This is a genomic window from Kitasatospora sp. NPDC059812 (genome assembly GCF_042732075.1).
Taxonomy (GTDB): domain Bacteria; phylum Actinomycetota; class Actinomycetes; order Streptomycetales; family Streptomycetaceae; genus Kitasatospora.
Genome location: NZ_JBHWIO010000007.1, coordinates 40,879 through 55,764, shown reverse-complemented (window position 1 = coordinate 55,764; position 14,886 = coordinate 40,879). Strand labels below are relative to the sequence as shown.

Sequence of the window (14,886 nt, the reverse complement as noted above, 5' to 3'; positions counted from 1 at the left end):
GGGGGGGGGGGCGGTCGCGCCCCCCCCCCTCACCCCTCTCCCGGGGGGGGGGGGGGGCGCCCCCGCCCCCCCCCCCCCCCCGGTCGTTTCCGGGCCACCGTGCCCGGGCCCTGCCCGGCCCGCGCCCGGCTGACTTCCACGGGCGGGCCCCGGCCCACTCACTCGACGTGCTGGTCCCAGCCCGTCTCCACCGACGGCTTGCCGTGCAGGTCCGGGACTTCCTGGAGCCAGGCGGGCCGGCCGGCCCGCGTCCGGGCCTCCCGGCGGCGTTCGGCCTCGCGCAGCTGCTCGGGGGTGGCGAAGCCCTCCGGGAGCCACTGCGCGGAGAGCACCACCCGGGCGGCCAGGTGGGTCACGTAGGCGTGCCGGACGGCGGCCACCGAGTCGAAGCCGGGCTCGTTGGCCAGCCACTCGTCCGGGACGAGCGCCAGCACCTCCTCCAGCAGGCCGACGGTGACCAGCGGGCCGAGCTCCTCGTCGGCCAGCCGGACGTCCGGGGCCGCGCCGCCCAGCGCGTGCGCGCTGAGGTCGTAGCGCTTGCCGACCGCCGCCTCGGCGGTGGCCCAGCGGTGGTGGAAGATCAGCGCGGCGCCGTTGTCGATCAGCCAGAGCCGTCCGTGCCAGACCACCAGGTTGGGGTTGTGGACGGTGCGGTCGACGTTGCCGGTGAGGGCGTCCAGCCAGACCACCCGCCCGGCCTCGGCGGAGTCCACCGGGATCATGCCCGGCCGGTAGTCCCGCGCGCCGGGCAGCAGGTCCATCCCGAGGTTGAGGCCGCCGCTGGCCTTGAGCATGTCCTGGATCTCGGTGTCGGGCTCGTCCGCGGCGACGGCCGGATCGAAGTCCACCAGCCGCAGCTCGGGGACGCGCAGGCCGAGCCGCCGGGCCAGCTCGCCGACGATCACCTCCGCGACCAGCGCCTTGCGGCCCTGCGCGGCGCCGGTGAACTTGACCACGTAGGTTCCCAGGTCGTCGGTCTCCACCACACCGGGGACGGAACCGCCGGACCGCAGCGGGTCGACGTAGCGCACTGCTGTCACCAGATCGAGCACACCGGCCACCCTATCCCGCCGCCCCGCCACCGCGACGGGCCGTCCGGTAGGCCTGCGCCCCCGGCGCTGTGATTGGCTTGCCGGTGAGAATCGGAAGACCAAACGGACGAGGAGAGCAAGGCCATGGGACAGGTGCAGGCCACCACCGAGCGGGACTACGACGCCGCCCCCGAGCGGGTGTACGAGGCGCTGGCCGACTACCAGGTGACCCGCCCGAAGCTGCTGCCCCCGCAGTACAGCGAGTACGAGGTCCGGGTCGGCGGCACCGGCGCCGGCACCCAGGTGCACTGGAAGCTGCAGGCCACCGAGAAGCGCGTGCGGGACTGCCTGTTCACCGTCTCGGCGCCCTCGCCCGACCAACTGGTGGAGAAGGACGCCAACTCCAGCATGGTGATCACCTGGACCGTCTCGGCGGCCGGCGAGGGCCGGTCGAAGGTCACCGTCTCGGCCGCCTGGCAGGGCGCGAGCGGCATCGGCGGCTTCTTCGAGCGCACCTTCGCCCCGAAGGGCCTGAACCGGATCCACGACCAGGTGCTGGCCAACCTGGCCGCCGAGGTCCGCTGAGTCCGCGGAGCTCACCGAGTTTACTGGGTTCACCGGGTTCACCGGGTTCACCTTTCCGCGGAAATTCGCCCGGGAATTCGAGCGGCCCGTCCACCCGTACGAGCGGAAAGCCGTACGGGTGGACGGCCCGCCACCTGCGGGTGACGAGGGCCGCCCGGCGCGGGGGAGCCACCCTAGGCTCGCCGCCGTGCATATGACGATCCTTCACATTTCACAGCCCGTGGACGGCGGAGTCGCCCGCGTCGTCGCCGATCTGGTCCGGGGGCAGCGCGAGGCCGGTCACCGGGTGCTGGTCGCCTGCCCGGGCGGCGGGCGGCTGGCCGAGGAGGCCGCCGCCGTGGGTGCGCTGGTCCATGACTGGCCCGCCGGGCGCTCGCCGGGCCCGGGCACCGCCGCCGAGGCGTGGCGGCTGCGCCGGATCGTCCGGGCTGCCGCGCCCGACGTGGTCCACCTGCACAGCGCCAAGGCCGGGCTGGCCGGCCGGCTGGCGGTACGCGGCGCGGTGCCGACCGTCTTCCAGCCGCACGCCTGGTCCTTCGCCGCCGTCGAGGGCCCGCTGGCCACCGCCACCCTGCACTGGGAGCGCTTCGCCAGCCGTTGGGCGCACCGCCTGCTCTGTGTCAGCGTCCAGGAGCGGGCCGACGGCGTCGCCGCCGGGGTGAGCGCGGACTGGGCGGTGGTGCCCAACGGCGTGGACGTCCGCCACTACGCACCCGCCGACCGCCGGGCGGCCCGGATCGCGCTGGGCCTGGACCTGGACGCGCCGCTCGCGGTCTGCGTCGGCCGGCTGTGCCGGCAGAAGGGCCAGGACGTGCTGCTGGCGGCCTGGCCGGAGGTGCTGCGGGCGGTGCCGCAGGCCCGGCTGGCGCTGGTGGGCGGCGGCCCCGAGGAGAACCGGCTGGCGGATCTGGTCCGGGAGTCGGCCGAGCCGTCCCGGGTCCGGCTGGTCGGGGACGTGCCGGATCCGAGGCCGTGGCTGGCGGCGGCCGACCTGGTGGTGCTGCCCTCGCGCTGGGAGGGCATGGCGCTGGCCCCGCTGGAGGCGATGGCGGTGGCCCGTCCGGTGCTGCTGACCGACGTGCCGGGCGCCCGGGAGTGCCTGCCCCAGGCCGAGCGGGAGCGGGCGGTGGTGCCGCCCGAGGACGTGACCGCGCTCGCCACCCGAATGGCGGAAGCGCTGTCCGATTCGATCGAGTGTGAGCGGCGCGGGGCGCGGCTGCGCGATCACGTGGTTGCCCGGCATGACGTCCGCACGGTGGTCGAACAGGTGGACGCGCTGTACCGCCATCTGCTGGGTGCCGGTCCGGCGGCCGGGCGGCGCCGGGCCCGTGTCCCAGAGCGGATCTGATCGTTTCACATGCCGTGAATGCCCGCCGATCCGGCGCCGTCGTATTCGCACCCTCAACCGGATAGGGACGAGGCGTCAAATCCGAAATACCTATTAATGGGCGGCTGGAATGAAACGGCAAGTCAACTTCCAGCCTGCGCAGCCCGGTTATGTATTGTCGGATTTCGCCTGCTTCGTTTCGATTTCACGCCGGGAATTCGCGACTGAGCCCTTCATGGCCGCGCCCCGCGCGGCCGGGCCCGGTGCGAGAGGACCGAAAGCCGCCAGCGGTAGCAGGTGCTGTCAGGACCGCGCCCACCGGGCCGGGACGGCCGCTCCGCGCCATCCGGTGCCGGGGCGCCGTCACCCCGGGCACACAGCAGGGGAGTTCGTGCGCTGATGACCATTGACCACGACAGCGTGCCGCGAGCGGGTCGGTCCCTGTCCGGCCCGCGGCGGCCCGGCACCGGGCTGCTCGACCGTCCGGCCGGATCCGCCCGGACCCGGACGGTGCCGCCGCCCCGCCGGCCCCGCGGGGCGGTCCGTTCCCGGCTCGCCCTGCCGCTCGCGCTGGTCCAGGTCGACGCGATCGCGCTGTGCACCGCCACCGGCCTCGCCAACCGGGCCGTCGACCCGGCCGTCCCGCTCGCGCCGCTGCTCGGTGCCGCCGCCGTCCTGCCCCTGCTGCTCGTGCTCAACCTGGTCGGCGGCCTCTACCGCACCCGGCTCACCCTCTCCGTCCTGGACGAACTGCCCGCGCTGGCCGTCCGGGCCGTCGTCGCCACCGCCTTCGCCGTCACCCTGGCCGGCTGTCTGGACGGCCGCTGGCCCGACTGCGGCCCGGCCACCCCGGCCCGGCTCACCGTCCTGCTCGGCGTCCAGCTGCTGATCGCCGCCGTCGGCCGCGCCGTGCTCTACCACCTGGTCCGGCGGATCCGCCGCAGCCGCCCCAACCCCGTCCTGGTGCTCGGCGCCGGCCGGCTCGGCCGCCGGGTCGCCGCCGCCCTCAGCGAGCGCGGCGAGTACGGGATGCGCCCGGTCGGCTTCCTCGACGCCGACCCGCCGCTGCTCGCCGGCGACACCGACCTGCCCGTCCTCGGCGGCCGCGAGGTGCTGGAGCGCGAGGTCCGCCGGCACCGGATCCACCACGTGGTCGCCACCGCCGGCGCCGCCGACGAGGCCGAGACCGCCGCCGCCCTGCGCGACGCCGCCCGGCTCGGCTGCCAGGTCTGGCTGGTGCCCGCGCTGCGCGAGCACGGCTCGCTGCCCGCCGGCCCGCTGGCCGGAGCCGACCACCTGTGGGGCTTCCCCTGCCTGCGGGTCGGCGGCCCGGCGATGCGCCGCCCCGGCTGGGCCGCCAAGCGCGCCCTGGACGTCACCGCCGCCGGGCTCGGCCTGCTGCTGCTCGCCCCCGTCCTGGTGCTCTGCGCGCTGGCCGTCCGCTTCGACACCGGCCCCGGCGTGCTCTTCCGCCAGCAGCGCACCGGGCTGGACGGCAAGGTCTTCACCGTCCTCAAGTTCCGCACCCTGCGCCCGAGCAACGAACACGAGTCGGCGACCCGCTGGAACATCTCCCAGGACCACCGGATGGGCGCCGTCGGCCGGCTGCTGCGCCGCAGCTCGCTGGACGAGCTGCCGCAGCTGTGGAACGTGCTGTGCGGCGACATGAGCCTGGTCGGCCCGCGCCCGGAACGCCCCTACTTCGTCATGCGGTTCGGCCAGGCCTACCCCGAGTACGCCGACCGCCACCGCGTCCCGGTCGGCCTGACCGGCCTCGCCCAGGTCAACGGCCTGCGCGGGGACACCTCGATCGAGGACCGGGCCCGGTTCGACAACCGCTACATCGAGAGCTGGAGCCTCTGGCAGGACGTCAAGATCCTGTGCCGCACCGCGGTCCTGATGCTCCACCCGGACGGGAGCTGACCCGCGTGGCCCTGACCCTTCCCGCCGTCCCCCGGCTCGCGTTACGCAAGGCGCTGCCCGCGCTCGCGGACCGGCCCAGCCTGCTCGCCGCGGCGACCGTCCTGCTGGTCTGCGTGCCCACCGGCGAGAAGGACGTCGCCGCCGCCGTCCACGTCACCGCCGCCGACGTGGCCTCGCTGGCCCTGGTCGCGCTCACCGCGCTCAACCTGCTGCGCGGGCGGCTGCCCGCCGTCAGCCGCGCCACCTGCGTGCTGTTCGGCGGCATCGTGGTCGCCGCCGCCGTCGCCACCGTCGGCTCGATCGACCCGGCCACCAGCCTCACCGGCTTCGTCCGGCTCACCCAGGTGTTCGTCCTGGTGCCGGCCGGGGTGCTCTGCTCGCTGCGCGACCGCGTCGACCAGCGGCTGGTCCTCGGCTCCTTCGTGCTCGCCGCGCTGATCCAGGGCGTGGTCGGCGCGCACCAGTACCTCACCCGGACCGGCGCCTCCTACACCGGCCAGCCGATCCGGGCCGTCGGCACCTTCGGCGCCCTCGACATCATGGCGATGTCCACGGTCGTCAGCTACGGGCTGCTCGCCGCCCTGGCCCTGGCGCTCGCCGAGCGCCGCCCCGGCGGCGACGTCCGGCTGCGCCGCGCCATGTTCGCGGCCGCCGCCTTCCTGGCCTTCCCGCTCGCCGTCTCGTTCAGCCGCGGCAGCTGGATCGCCACCGCCGCCGCGGCCACCGTGCTGCTGCTGCGCGCCGACGCCCGGCTCGCCGTCCGCGGCGCCGTCCTCGGCCTGGCCGGCGCGGTCGTCCTGGTCGGCGGCCTCGGCCTCGGCGCCTCCGGCGTCACCGCGCGGCTCGGCTCGATCGGCTCCGTCTCCGCGGCCCCCGACCAGTCCGTCTCCGACCGCTACGACCTGTGGTCCACCGCCGGGCGGATCTGGCAGGACCACCCCGTCCACGGCGCCGGCCCCAAGGCCTTCCAGCAACTGCGCGACAGCCACGCCCCGCTGCGGCTCTCCTCCGGCAGCGACGCCGCCGACTCCACCATCGGCTTCCAGCGCGAACCGCTGCTCTCCCCGCACAACATGTACTTCCTGGTGCTCAGCGAGCAGGGTCTGATCGGCATCGTCGCCTACGCCGCGCTCTTCCTCGGCCTGCTGCTCGGCTGCCTGCGCCACTCCCGCGGCCCGGCCCTCGCCGCCCTGGCCCTGCTCACCTGGGTGCTGGTCGACTACCTGTACGCGGACATCGGCGGCACCACCACCGTGCTGACCTCCGTCGTCCTCGGCCTCGCGGCCCGGGCCTGCGTCGCGGAGGCCGACCCGCGATGACCACCGACCAGCCGGCCCTCGCCTCCGCCGTGCCCGCCCCGCGCGGCGTCCGCGCCGGCGGCCGGCCGCCCGGGCCCGATCCGGCCCCCCGGCGCGGCTTCCTCGCCAAGGCCTTCGGCATCACCGCCGTCCTCAGCGCCGCCGGCTCCGGCCTCGGCCTGCTGCGCGACCTCCTGCTGGCCCGCTACTTCGGCGCCAACCAGGGCACCGACGCCTTCCTGGTCGCCTGGACCGTCCCGGAGACGGCCGCGCCGCTGCTGATCGAGGACGCCATGTCCTTCCTCATGGTGCCCGCCTTCGCGCTCGCCCTGGTGCTGCGCGAGGAGGACCCGGACGCCCCCGACCCGGTCCGCCAACTGGTCCGCGCCACCCTGCCCTGGCTGCTGCTCGCGCTCAGCGGGCTCGCGCTGGCCACCGCCCTCGGTGCCCCGCAGCTGGTCGAGCTGCTCGCCCCCGGCCTGGCCAACCCCGGCCTCGCCGTCACCTGCACCCGGATCACCGCGATCACCGTGCTGCCGTTCGGCGTGGCCGGCTACCTCGCCGCCGCGCTGCGCGCCCACCACTGCTTCACCGCGCCGGCCGGCATCTACGTCGCCTACAACGTCGGCATCCTCGCCGTGCTGCTCGGCTGCCAGTCCTTCCTGGGCGTGCGCTCCGCCGCCCTCGGCGTCGCGCTCGGCAGCCTGCTGATGGCCGGCCTGCTGGTCGCCCCGTTCCTGCGCCGGCTGCGCCAGGGTGCGGGCCCGGGATCGCACCCGGGCGCGGGCCGCTCCCGCCGCTCCCGTAAGGCGCTGGTGCTGATGCCGTTCGCCCTGCTGCCGGTGGCCGCGTTCACCCTGACCCGGCAGTCGCAGGTCTTCGTCGAGCGCTACCTCGGCTCGGCGCTGCCGCCCGGCACCATCTCGCACCTCAACTACGCCGCCAAGGTCTCCCAACTGGCCATGACGGCAGGCATCCTGATCTGCACCGTCACCTTCCCGCTGGTCGCCCGGGCGCTGGCGGCCGGGGACCTCACCGCCGCCCGGGACCGGGTCGAGAAGGACCTCGGCCAGGCCGCGGCGGTCGTCCTGGTCGGCACCGCCTTCCTGATGGCCTGCGCCCCCTCGGTGGTCTCGCTGCTCTTCCAGCGCGGCGCCTTCGGCCCGCGGGACACCGCCGCCACCGCCGCCGTCATCCGGGTCTACAGCTTCGGCCTGCCCGCCCAGGCGCTGATCGGCGTGATGATCCGCCCGTACTTCTCGCTGCGCCCGGTGGTCCGCCGGGCCGACGATCCGGGCACCGAGGACGGCGGCCGCCGGCTGCTGGACTGGTTCCCGGTCGCCGCGATGCTGCTCGGCCTCGGCGTCACCGTCGTGGTCAGCCTGCTCGCCACCCCCCGCTTCGGCGCCCTCGGGCTCGCCGCCGGGAACGCGGCCGGCATCACCGCCGCCGCCGCGCTGCTGCTGCACGGCCTGGTGCTGCGCGGCATCCCGCTGCGGCTGCGCCGGGTGCTCGGCGGCCACGCCCGGCTGCTGGCCGCCGCCGGTGGCGCCACCGCCCTCGGCGCCGCCGTCGCCGGGCTGGCCACCGGCCCCCTGCTCTCGACCCTCCTCGGGGGCCTCACCGTGGCGTTGGCCTTCGCCGTCCTCGGCACCGGCCTCGGCGCGCGTGAGGTGCGCGGTCCGGTCCTCGCCGTGGCCCGGGCCCTGAACCCGCCAACCGTCGCCGATGAAGGGAAGCTTCCCCATGGACAATGAACGGGGAACCGTCCGTTCGACCCAGGCGGGCGTCCGCCGCCAGGCCGTACCGGCCGCAGCCGCACCACGCGGCGACCTCCCGTACACCGACTCCGCCGGACCGAAGGCGCGGCTGTCCAGGAGCCGCCGCCCGCTCGGCGAACCGTCCGGCCCCGGTTCCTCCTCGCCGTGGATCCTGATGTACCACTCGGTGGCGGTCGAGAAGGAGGACCCGTACCAGCTGACCGTCAGCCCCGAGCGGTTCGCCGAGCAGGTCGCCTGGCTGCACCGGCGCGGGCGGCGCGGCGTCTCCGTGCGCGAGCTGATGCGGGCCCGGGCCGCCGGCCGGGACGACAAACTGGTCGGGCTGAGCTTCGACGACGGCTACGCGGACTTCGCGCGCCACGCCGTGCCGATCCTCCAGGCGTACGGCTTCACCGCCACCGCGTACGTGGTCGCCGACCTGCTCGGCCGGGACAACGGCTGGGACGCCGAGGGGCCGCGCAAGCAGCTGCTCACCGTCCAGGAGGTCACCGAACTCGCCGCCGCCGGTTGGGAGATCGGCTCGCACGGCCTCGGCCACCAGGCGCTGCCCGGCCTGCCGGCCGACGTCCTGGCGGTGCAGACCCGGGAGAGCCGGCGCCTCCTGGAGGACGTGGTCGGCGGCCCGGTCACCGGCTTCTGCTACCCGTACGGCGCCGTCGACCTGCCCGCCACCCAGGCCGTCCGCGACGCCGGCTACGACTACGCCTGCGCCATCGCGCACTCCCCGCTCACCGGCCGCTTCGCGCTGCCCCGCTGCTACGTCGGCGACCGCGACGGCGCCTGGCGGCTGCGCGCCAAACGCGGCCGGCAGCGGCTGCGCGACACCGTCACCGAGCTGCGACGAAGCCCCCTGGTCGCCCGGCGGGGGGCCCGGCCGTGAGGGTCCTGCACATCGTCACCGGCCTCGCCTCGGGCGGCGCCGAGCGCCAACTCCATTTGCTGCTGCGGCACTTGCCCGCACACCAGCAGTGCGAGGTGGTCGCACTGACCAACCCCGGCACGGTCGCCGCCGCGCTGCGCGGCGACGGGGTGACCGTCCACCACCTCGGCATGCGCGGCAACCGCGACCTGGGCGCGCTGCCCCGGCTGGTCCGGCTGGTCCGCTCCGGCCGCTATGACCTGGTGCACACCCACCTGTACCGGGCGCAGCTGTACGGCCGGCTGGCGGCCCGGCTCGCCGGGGTCCGCGCGGTGGTCTCCACCGAGCACTCGCTGCACGCCGGGGTGATCGAGGGCCGCCCGGTCACCCGCGGCGTCAAGGGCCTCTACCTGGCGGCCGAACGGCTCGGCAGCACCACCGTCGCGGTCTCCCGGCAGGTCGCCCAGACGCTGCACTCCTGGGGCGTCCCACCGGCCCGGGTCGAGCTGATCCCCAACGGCATCGACACCGCCCGCTACCGCCGCCCGGCCGCCGACCGGGCCGCGACCCGCCGCCGGCTGCGGGCCGAACTCGGCCTGCCGGAGGGGAGCTGGGTGGTCGGCGGAGTCGGCCGGCTGGTCCCCGGCAAGCGCTTCGAGGTGCTGCTGGAGGCCCTCGCCGCACTCGACCCGGCCGCCCGGCTGGTGCTGGTCGGCGCGGGCCCGGAGCGCGCCGCGCTGGAGCACCGGGCCGCCGAACTCGGCGTCCGGGAACGGCTGGTGCTCACCGGCGAGCGCGACGACGTGCCCGACCTGCTGACCGCCCTGGACGTGCTGGCCGCCCCCTCCACCGCGGAGACCTTCGGCCTCGGCATCCTGGAGGGCCTCGCGGCCGGCCTGCCGGTGCGGCACAGCGCCTGCCCGGCGCTCGACGAACTGCCGCCCAGCGCCGCCCCGCAGGCCCGCCGGATCCCCTCCGAGGGCGCCGCGTACGCCGCCGCGCTGCGCGACCTGCGGCACCTGAACGACCACAACGCCGACCCGCTGCCGCACCCCCCTGCGGTCGGCCACTACGACATCGCCCGGGTCGCCGCCGACCTGGGCGCCCTCTACGACCGGCTGGCCCGCGCTTGACCGCCCGCCGCCGCCGGAACCGCCGTCACATACCCAAGGAGTCACACCCATGACCACACCGCGCCGAAGGGCCCGCCACCTGGTCCGCCGCTGGTGGCCGGTGGCGCTCGCGGTGCCGCTGGGCGCCGCGGCCGGCGCCGGGTACGCCGTCGTCTCGCACCCCTCGTACGCCGCCAGCGCCTACGTCCTCGTGGTGCCGCAGAATCCGGGGGAGGCCGCCACCGCGACCAACTTCGCGCAGGCGTACGGGCGGTTGGCGGGCCAGCCGCAGGTGCTCGCGGTGGCGGCCGTCGAGACCGGCCACACCCGTGCCCAGCTGGAGTCCCTGGTGCACGGGACCACCTCCCCGGACGCCCCGATGATCGAGATCACCGGCACCGGGACGCGCCCCCAGGAGGCGGCCCAGACCGCCGACGCGGTGGCCCGCTCGCTGGTCTCCTTCGCCAACACGAGCAGCAAGGACACCAGCGTCCGGCTGGTGACGCTGGCGCCGGCCGCCGAGCCGGACAAGCCGACCACCCCGTCCGCCGCGCTGGACGTCGCGGTCGGCGGCGCGGCCGGGCTGCTGGTGGGGGCCCTGGTGATGATGACCCGCCGCCGGGGCGAGGCCGCCCCGCCGGAGGCCGCCGAGGCCGTCGAGGCCCCGGTGGAGCCGACGACGCCGGCCACCCCCCGCCCGCGCGGCGAGGAGCCGCCCGCCGCCGACCGGGCCGGGCAGGCCGACGAGGCCGGCAGGACCGGCCAGGCGGAGGAGACGGAGAAGATGGAGAAGACGGAGAAGGCCGAGGAGGCCGAGGAGGCGGAGAAGGTCGAGGAGGCGGAAGGGCAGCCCGGGAAGGCCGCCGCCGCGAAGAAGAGCGCCGAGGAGCCCCCGGCCAAGGAGAAGGCCGCGGCCGGGAGCGGGCGATGAGCACTGAGACCCGGCACACCGGCCTCCCGGCCCAGCCGGCGGCGCCGGGCTGGACCACCGAGCTGCGCCGCGAGGACGACGCCCTGGACACCCTCGCCGAGGAGTGGGACGACCTGGCCGCCCGCTGCCGGACCGCAACCTTCTTCCAGGCCGCCGACTGGCAGCGCTCCTGGTGGCGCCACTACGGCAGTCCGGGCGACCTGCTGGTGGTGCTCGTCCGCCGGGACGGCCTGCTGGTCGGCGCGGGTGCCTTCAGACGCCGCGGCGGCCCGCTCGGCGGGCTGACCGCCCTGGGCGCCGGGCTGGTCGACTACTCGGACGTGCTGCTCGACGACGACTGCGCCGACCGGGCCGCCGCCGAGTTCGCCGCCGCCCTCCCGCTCACCCGCCCGTGGCACTCCCTGGAGCTGCGCGAGGTGCACCCCGAGGCGGCGGTGCAGCGGGTGTACGAGCACTGGCACGGCCGGCGCCGCCGCTACCAGGACTCGCTCTGCCAGTACCTGCCGGCCGTCCCGATGGACCGGCTGCTCAAGCGGGTGCCCGGCAAGACCGCGCAACGCAGCCGGGTGAAGCTGCGCAAGATCGCCGAGGCCGGGGTGCAGGTCAGCTCGACGCCGGCGGCCGAGGTGCCGGCGGCGCTGGAGGGCCTGCTGCGGCTGCATTTCCTGCAGTGGCAGCAGCGCGGCGTCACCCCGGAGCACCGCACCGAGCGCTTCGCCCGCCACCTGACCGAGTCCACCGTCGGCCTGGTCGCCACCGGCAGGGCGACCGTCCACCAGTTCCGGCTGAACGGCGAACTGGTCGCGGTGAACCTGCTGCTGCTCTGCCCCTCCTTCGGAGGCCTGTACATGTACGGCGCGCACCCGGTGCTGCGCGAGCGGCTGGACATCGCGGGGCTGCTGTTCAGCGCCGCCCTGGACGAGACGGTCGGCGCGGGCGTCCCGCTGCTCGGCCTGCTGCGCGGCCAGGAGCCGTACAAGCAGCGCTGGCGGCCGGACCAGCTGTCCAACCAGCGCCTGCTGTTCGGTCCGCCCGGTCCGGCGCCGGCGGCCATCGCCCGGTCCGGCGCGGTGCGCGTCCGCCAGCAGGCGGCGCACGTGCTGCGGACCCGCTTCCCGCGGCTCAAGGAGGCCCTGCTGGCCCGCCGCCGCGGCTGACCGCGCCCGCCCCCGCCCCCGCCCGGGCTCAGCGCCGGGCGGGCGTCCGGGCCGCCGACGGGCTCGGGGAGGGGCTCGCGAAGGGGCTCGGGGAGGGGCTCGGGGAGGGGCTCGCCGACGCGGTGGCCGAGTGGCCCGGCGACGGGCTCGCGGACGGGCCGGGCACCACGTTCGGGGCCCCGGGCCCGGTCGGCGGCGCGGGCGGGCGCGGCGCCACCGGCGGGACGATCGGCTGGACGGGGGCCTGGGGCGCCGGCGGCACCACCGCCGGCGCCCCCTTCGACCCGGACATCAGCTGCTTGAACCGGGCGGCGGAGCGCGGGTTGCGGTCGCACTCGAAGAAGCCGTGCGGGCAGTAGTCGGTGACGGTCTGGTAGGCGGTGTCGTGGGTGCGCATCCACTCGACCATCCGCTGCACGAACTCCGGGTTGTCGCCGTTGCGGAACAGCCCCCACTCCGGGTAGGAGACCGGCTTGCCGCGCTTGGCGGCGAACTCCACCTGGTCCTGCAGCCCGTACGGCTCGCGCACGTAGTCGTCGAAGGTGCCCCCGGCGGGCTGGTCGTAGTTGTCCATGCCGATGATGTCGACCACGTCGTCGCCGGGGTAGCACTTGGTCCACGGGATGGCGTCCAGGCCCCGGTTCGGGGTGAAGTCGAAGCGGAACCGCTGCCCCGGCACCGAGCGCATCACACCGACGATCCGTCGCCAGTAGGCCTTCCACGAGGACGGGTCGGGCTTGCAGCGGTGCGTGTAGGTGACGCCGTTCATCTCCCAGCCGAGGGTGAGCACGGTGTCCGCGCCGCCGAGGGCGACCAGCCGGTGGGCGAGCCGCAGGAAGTGCCGGTCGAAGTCCCCGCGCGCGCCCTGGGCGAGCAGCTTGGCGACCTCGCCGTCCGGCACGTTCGCCTCGTTGGGCACCAGCATCGGCACGCCGAGGACGAGCGTCCGGGACGGGTCGGCCAGCCGCCACTGCGACCACATGCCGAGCACCATCAGCTCGCCCTCGACGTCGGCCCAGCCGTTGCCCGCCAGGTAGGTGTGGCCGACTTGCAGGTTGGCGTCGCCCAGCCACCGCGCGTACCGGCCGATCTGCGGGATGTAGTCGTCCCAGGAGCCGACGAAGGCGCCGAACGGCGGCTCGTGCTTGGGCCGCTGGACGGGCGGGCGGGGGGCGGCGCCGCGCGGCTCGAAGGCGTCCGAGGAGAGGGAGTGCCGTTCGGTCTGGCTGAGCGGCGACCCGGCCGGGACGCTGGCCGTGGCCATCAGCAGCAGGGCGGCGGCGGCCAGCGTCAGGCGGCCGATTCGCATGGTCTCTCCTCCGGGCGTCGCGGGGCGGGAGCGCGCTGGACGGACCGTGGCGCTCCGCTCGCCGACAGTAGGCCCGGCGGGCGTCGGAAAAGCCGAATGTCACCCTAAAGTGGGCGGTATTCGAACGCCGTCTGCCGCAACGCCCGGCCGGGTCTCGCCGCGTGTATCAGCTCTGTAACGGTCCGGCCGGGCCCCGGCGCCCGGCCCCGGAGCGGGCGGCGGCCCGGCCTCGGCACCGACGGTGCAGGTGGGCGGGCGGGTGCGCGGGGAGGGCGCGCGCGGCCGGACGCGCGGTCCGAGGGGTGGGGCGGGGGCAATTCCAGGCTGACTCGCGTGCCCGGTGAAAGGTACGCTCCGGCCGTGTCCTGGAAGCCGCTGCGTGTACTGACCCCCCGCTCGATCCTGCCTGCCCTGGCGGTGATGCTGGTCCTTGCGGCCGGTGCGGCGGCGCACGCCAACAAGCCGGTGCCGTTCGGCGACCGGGTGGCGGGGCCGGGCGAGGCGGAGGCCACGCCGGTCAGCACACAGTCGCTGAGCACGGCCGACCTGGACCTGAAGGTCGGCCCCGGACTGGAGGCCTTCCACCGGCAGAGCGGCGAGCAGGCCTGGTCCTACCGCCGCGAGGGCGCCACCGCGCTGTACCTGTCGATGGCGGGGGACAACGCCATCGTGGTCTGGGACGACGGCCTGGTCACCTCGGTGCGCCCGGGCGACCACGAGGTGCGCTGGCACCGGGCGGTGCCCGGCCTGGCGGACTGGCTGCGCGGCGACGGCGAGCCCGGCGCCGACAAGCGCACCGACGCGCAGCGCAAGGAGCTGGCCCAGGAGCGGGCCGCGGCGGCTCTGCACACCGTCCCGCAGGGAGCCTCCGCCTGGGTGGCCGTGGTGACCCCGAACCTGACCATGGGCCTGCGCGACGCCGACGGCGACCTGCGCTATAACTCCAAGCCGCCCGGCGGCTGCGTCTACGACCCGCTGCGCACGGTCGGCACCGAGTACGCCGTGCTCGTCCCGCGCAGCTGCACCAACAGCGCCGGGCAGGCCGTCTCCGGCGGCATCAACGGGTACCGGCTGGACAGCACCGGCTGGCAGCTGAACACCGGCCCGAGCGCCTCGATCAAGGCGCTGGACGGCAGCCGGGTGCTGATCACCGACGGCCCGATCGTTCCGGCCCGGGTGTTCGACACCAAGGCGGCCGCCCCCGAGGCGGCCTGCGGCAGCCCGTCCGCGCCGTTCGCGGCGGTCCGTCCGCAGGGCGGCTGCACCGACCCGGCGGCGAGCCCGGCCCAGGACGCCCCGGTGGGTCAGGACGCCCCGGCGGGCGACCAGCCGCCCGCGCAGCCCGAGGCGCAGCAGCCTCAGCAGTCCCAGCAGTCCCAGCAGTAACGCCGGACCGCCGGTACCCCCGGGCGGTAGCCCCGGGGGTTCTCGCGCGGCCCGGTAGACTTGCCGTCATGGCTGACTTCTCCGGGCAATAGCGGGCGCGCGGCACCGCTCCGTGCGCTGTGCCGACCACCGACGACGCCCCTTCCCGATGCCCGGCCCCGGGCCCCGTCCGGCCGCCCGCCCACGT

Annotated in this window: 12 protein-coding genes; 10 read left to right on the top strand and 2 right to left on the bottom strand. The window is 75.9% G+C overall.

Annotated elements, in window-relative coordinates; all coding sequences use genetic code 11:
- Positions 1–158: 158 nt before the first annotated feature.
- The gene (locus ACFV6D_RS05665) at positions 159–1,052 is read right to left on the bottom strand and encodes a HipA family kinase (protein ID WP_380558569.1); all 894 of its coding nucleotides are present in this window, start codon (positions 1,050–1,052) and stop codon (positions 159–161) included.
- Between the two features lie 123 nt (positions 1,053–1,175).
- Between ACFV6D_RS05665 and ACFV6D_RS05660 the strand changes: the two genes are divergently transcribed.
- The 9 genes from ACFV6D_RS05660 (at position 1,176) to ACFV6D_RS05620 (ending at position 12,004) form a co-directional block, all read left to right on the top strand.
- The gene (locus tag ACFV6D_RS05660; protein WP_380558566.1) at positions 1,176–1,616 is read left to right on the top strand and encodes an SRPBCC family protein; all 441 of its coding nucleotides are present in this window, start codon (positions 1,176–1,178) and stop codon (positions 1,614–1,616) included.
- Between the two features lie 193 nt (positions 1,617–1,809).
- On the top strand, positions 1,810–2,964 hold the full coding sequence (locus tag ACFV6D_RS05655; protein ID WP_063349601.1) for a glycosyltransferase: 1,155 nt from the start codon (positions 1,810–1,812) through the stop codon (positions 2,962–2,964).
- 378 nt (positions 2,965–3,342) lie between these two features.
- On the top strand, positions 3,343–4,866 hold the full coding sequence (locus ACFV6D_RS05650) for a sugar transferase (protein WP_063349602.1): 1,524 nt from the start codon (positions 3,343–3,345) through the stop codon (positions 4,864–4,866).
- A gap of 5 nt (positions 4,867–4,871) precedes the next feature.
- Positions 4,872–6,185 carry an O-antigen ligase family protein gene (locus tag ACFV6D_RS05645; RefSeq protein ID WP_363369069.1) on the top strand — a complete coding sequence of 438 codons (1,314 nt, stop codon included), beginning with the start codon at positions 4,872–4,874 and terminating at the stop codon, positions 6,183–6,185.
- Positions 6,182–7,921 (top strand): lipid II flippase MurJ, encoded by a 1,740-nt coding sequence (locus tag ACFV6D_RS05640; protein ID WP_063349604.1) that lies wholly within the window; start codon positions 6,182–6,184, stop codon positions 7,919–7,921. The genes ACFV6D_RS05645 and ACFV6D_RS05640 overlap by 4 nt, the downstream gene beginning before the upstream one ends.
- Positions 7,911–8,825, top strand: a complete 915-nt coding sequence (locus ACFV6D_RS05635; protein WP_380558563.1) for a polysaccharide deacetylase family protein — start codon at positions 7,911–7,913, stop codon at positions 8,823–8,825. The genes ACFV6D_RS05640 and ACFV6D_RS05635 overlap by 11 nt, the downstream gene beginning before the upstream one ends.
- A complete protein-coding gene (locus tag ACFV6D_RS05630; protein ID WP_380558560.1) occupies positions 8,822–9,937 on the top strand; it encodes a glycosyltransferase in 1,116 nt (371 codons plus the stop codon). Before ACFV6D_RS05635 ends, ACFV6D_RS05630 begins: the two co-directional genes overlap by 4 nt.
- A 49-nt stretch (positions 9,938–9,986) precedes the next feature.
- Entirely contained in the window at positions 9,987–10,847 is an 861-nt protein-coding gene (locus tag ACFV6D_RS05625; RefSeq protein WP_380558557.1) for a Wzz/FepE/Etk N-terminal domain-containing protein, read from the top strand.
- The gene (locus tag ACFV6D_RS05620; RefSeq protein WP_063349607.1) at positions 10,844–12,004 is read left to right on the top strand and encodes a GNAT family N-acetyltransferase; all 1,161 of its coding nucleotides are present in this window, start codon (positions 10,844–10,846) and stop codon (positions 12,002–12,004) included. The genes ACFV6D_RS05625 and ACFV6D_RS05620 overlap by 4 nt, the downstream gene beginning before the upstream one ends.
- 28 nt (positions 12,005–12,032) lie before the next feature.
- On the opposite strand, the gene ACFV6D_RS05615 is transcribed toward ACFV6D_RS05620, so the two are convergent.
- Complete coding sequence (locus ACFV6D_RS05615) at positions 12,033–13,313, bottom strand: glycoside hydrolase family 26 protein (protein WP_380558554.1); 1,281 nt, start codon at positions 13,311–13,313, stop codon at positions 12,033–12,035.
- Positions 13,314–13,673: 360 nt separating this feature from the next.
- Between ACFV6D_RS05615 and ACFV6D_RS05610 the strand changes: the two genes are divergently transcribed.
- Positions 13,674–14,699, top strand: coding sequence for a hypothetical protein (locus tag ACFV6D_RS05610; RefSeq protein WP_380558551.1), 1,026 nt, complete (start codon positions 13,674–13,676; stop codon positions 14,697–14,699).
- Positions 14,700–14,886 lie beyond the last annotated feature (187 nt).

Excerpts from the sequence above, each read along its gene's own strand:
- ACFV6D_RS05660 (WP_380558566.1), top strand. The coding sequence starts at position 1,176 with ATGGGACAGGTGCAGGCCACCACCGAGCGGGACTACGACGCCGCCCCC.
- ACFV6D_RS05655 (WP_063349601.1), top strand. The coding sequence starts at position 1,810 with ATGACGATCCTTCACATTTCACAGCCCGTGGACGGCGGAGTCGCCCGC.
- ACFV6D_RS05650 (WP_063349602.1), top strand. The coding sequence starts at position 3,343 with ATGACCATTGACCACGACAGCGTGCCGCGAGCGGGTCGGTCCCTGTCC.
- ACFV6D_RS05640 (WP_063349604.1), top strand. The coding sequence starts at position 6,182 with ATGACCACCGACCAGCCGGCCCTCGCCTCCGCCGTGCCCGCCCCGCGC.
- ACFV6D_RS05635 (WP_380558563.1), top strand. The coding sequence starts at position 7,911 with ATGGACAATGAACGGGGAACCGTCCGTTCGACCCAGGCGGGCGTCCGC.
- ACFV6D_RS05625 (WP_380558557.1), top strand. The coding sequence starts at position 9,987 with ATGACCACACCGCGCCGAAGGGCCCGCCACCTGGTCCGCCGCTGGTGG.
- ACFV6D_RS05620 (WP_063349607.1), top strand. The coding sequence starts at position 10,844 with ATGAGCACTGAGACCCGGCACACCGGCCTCCCGGCCCAGCCGGCGGCG.
- ACFV6D_RS05615 (WP_380558554.1), bottom strand. The coding sequence starts at position 13,313 with ATGCGAATCGGCCGCCTGACGCTGGCCGCCGCCGCCCTGCTGCTGATG.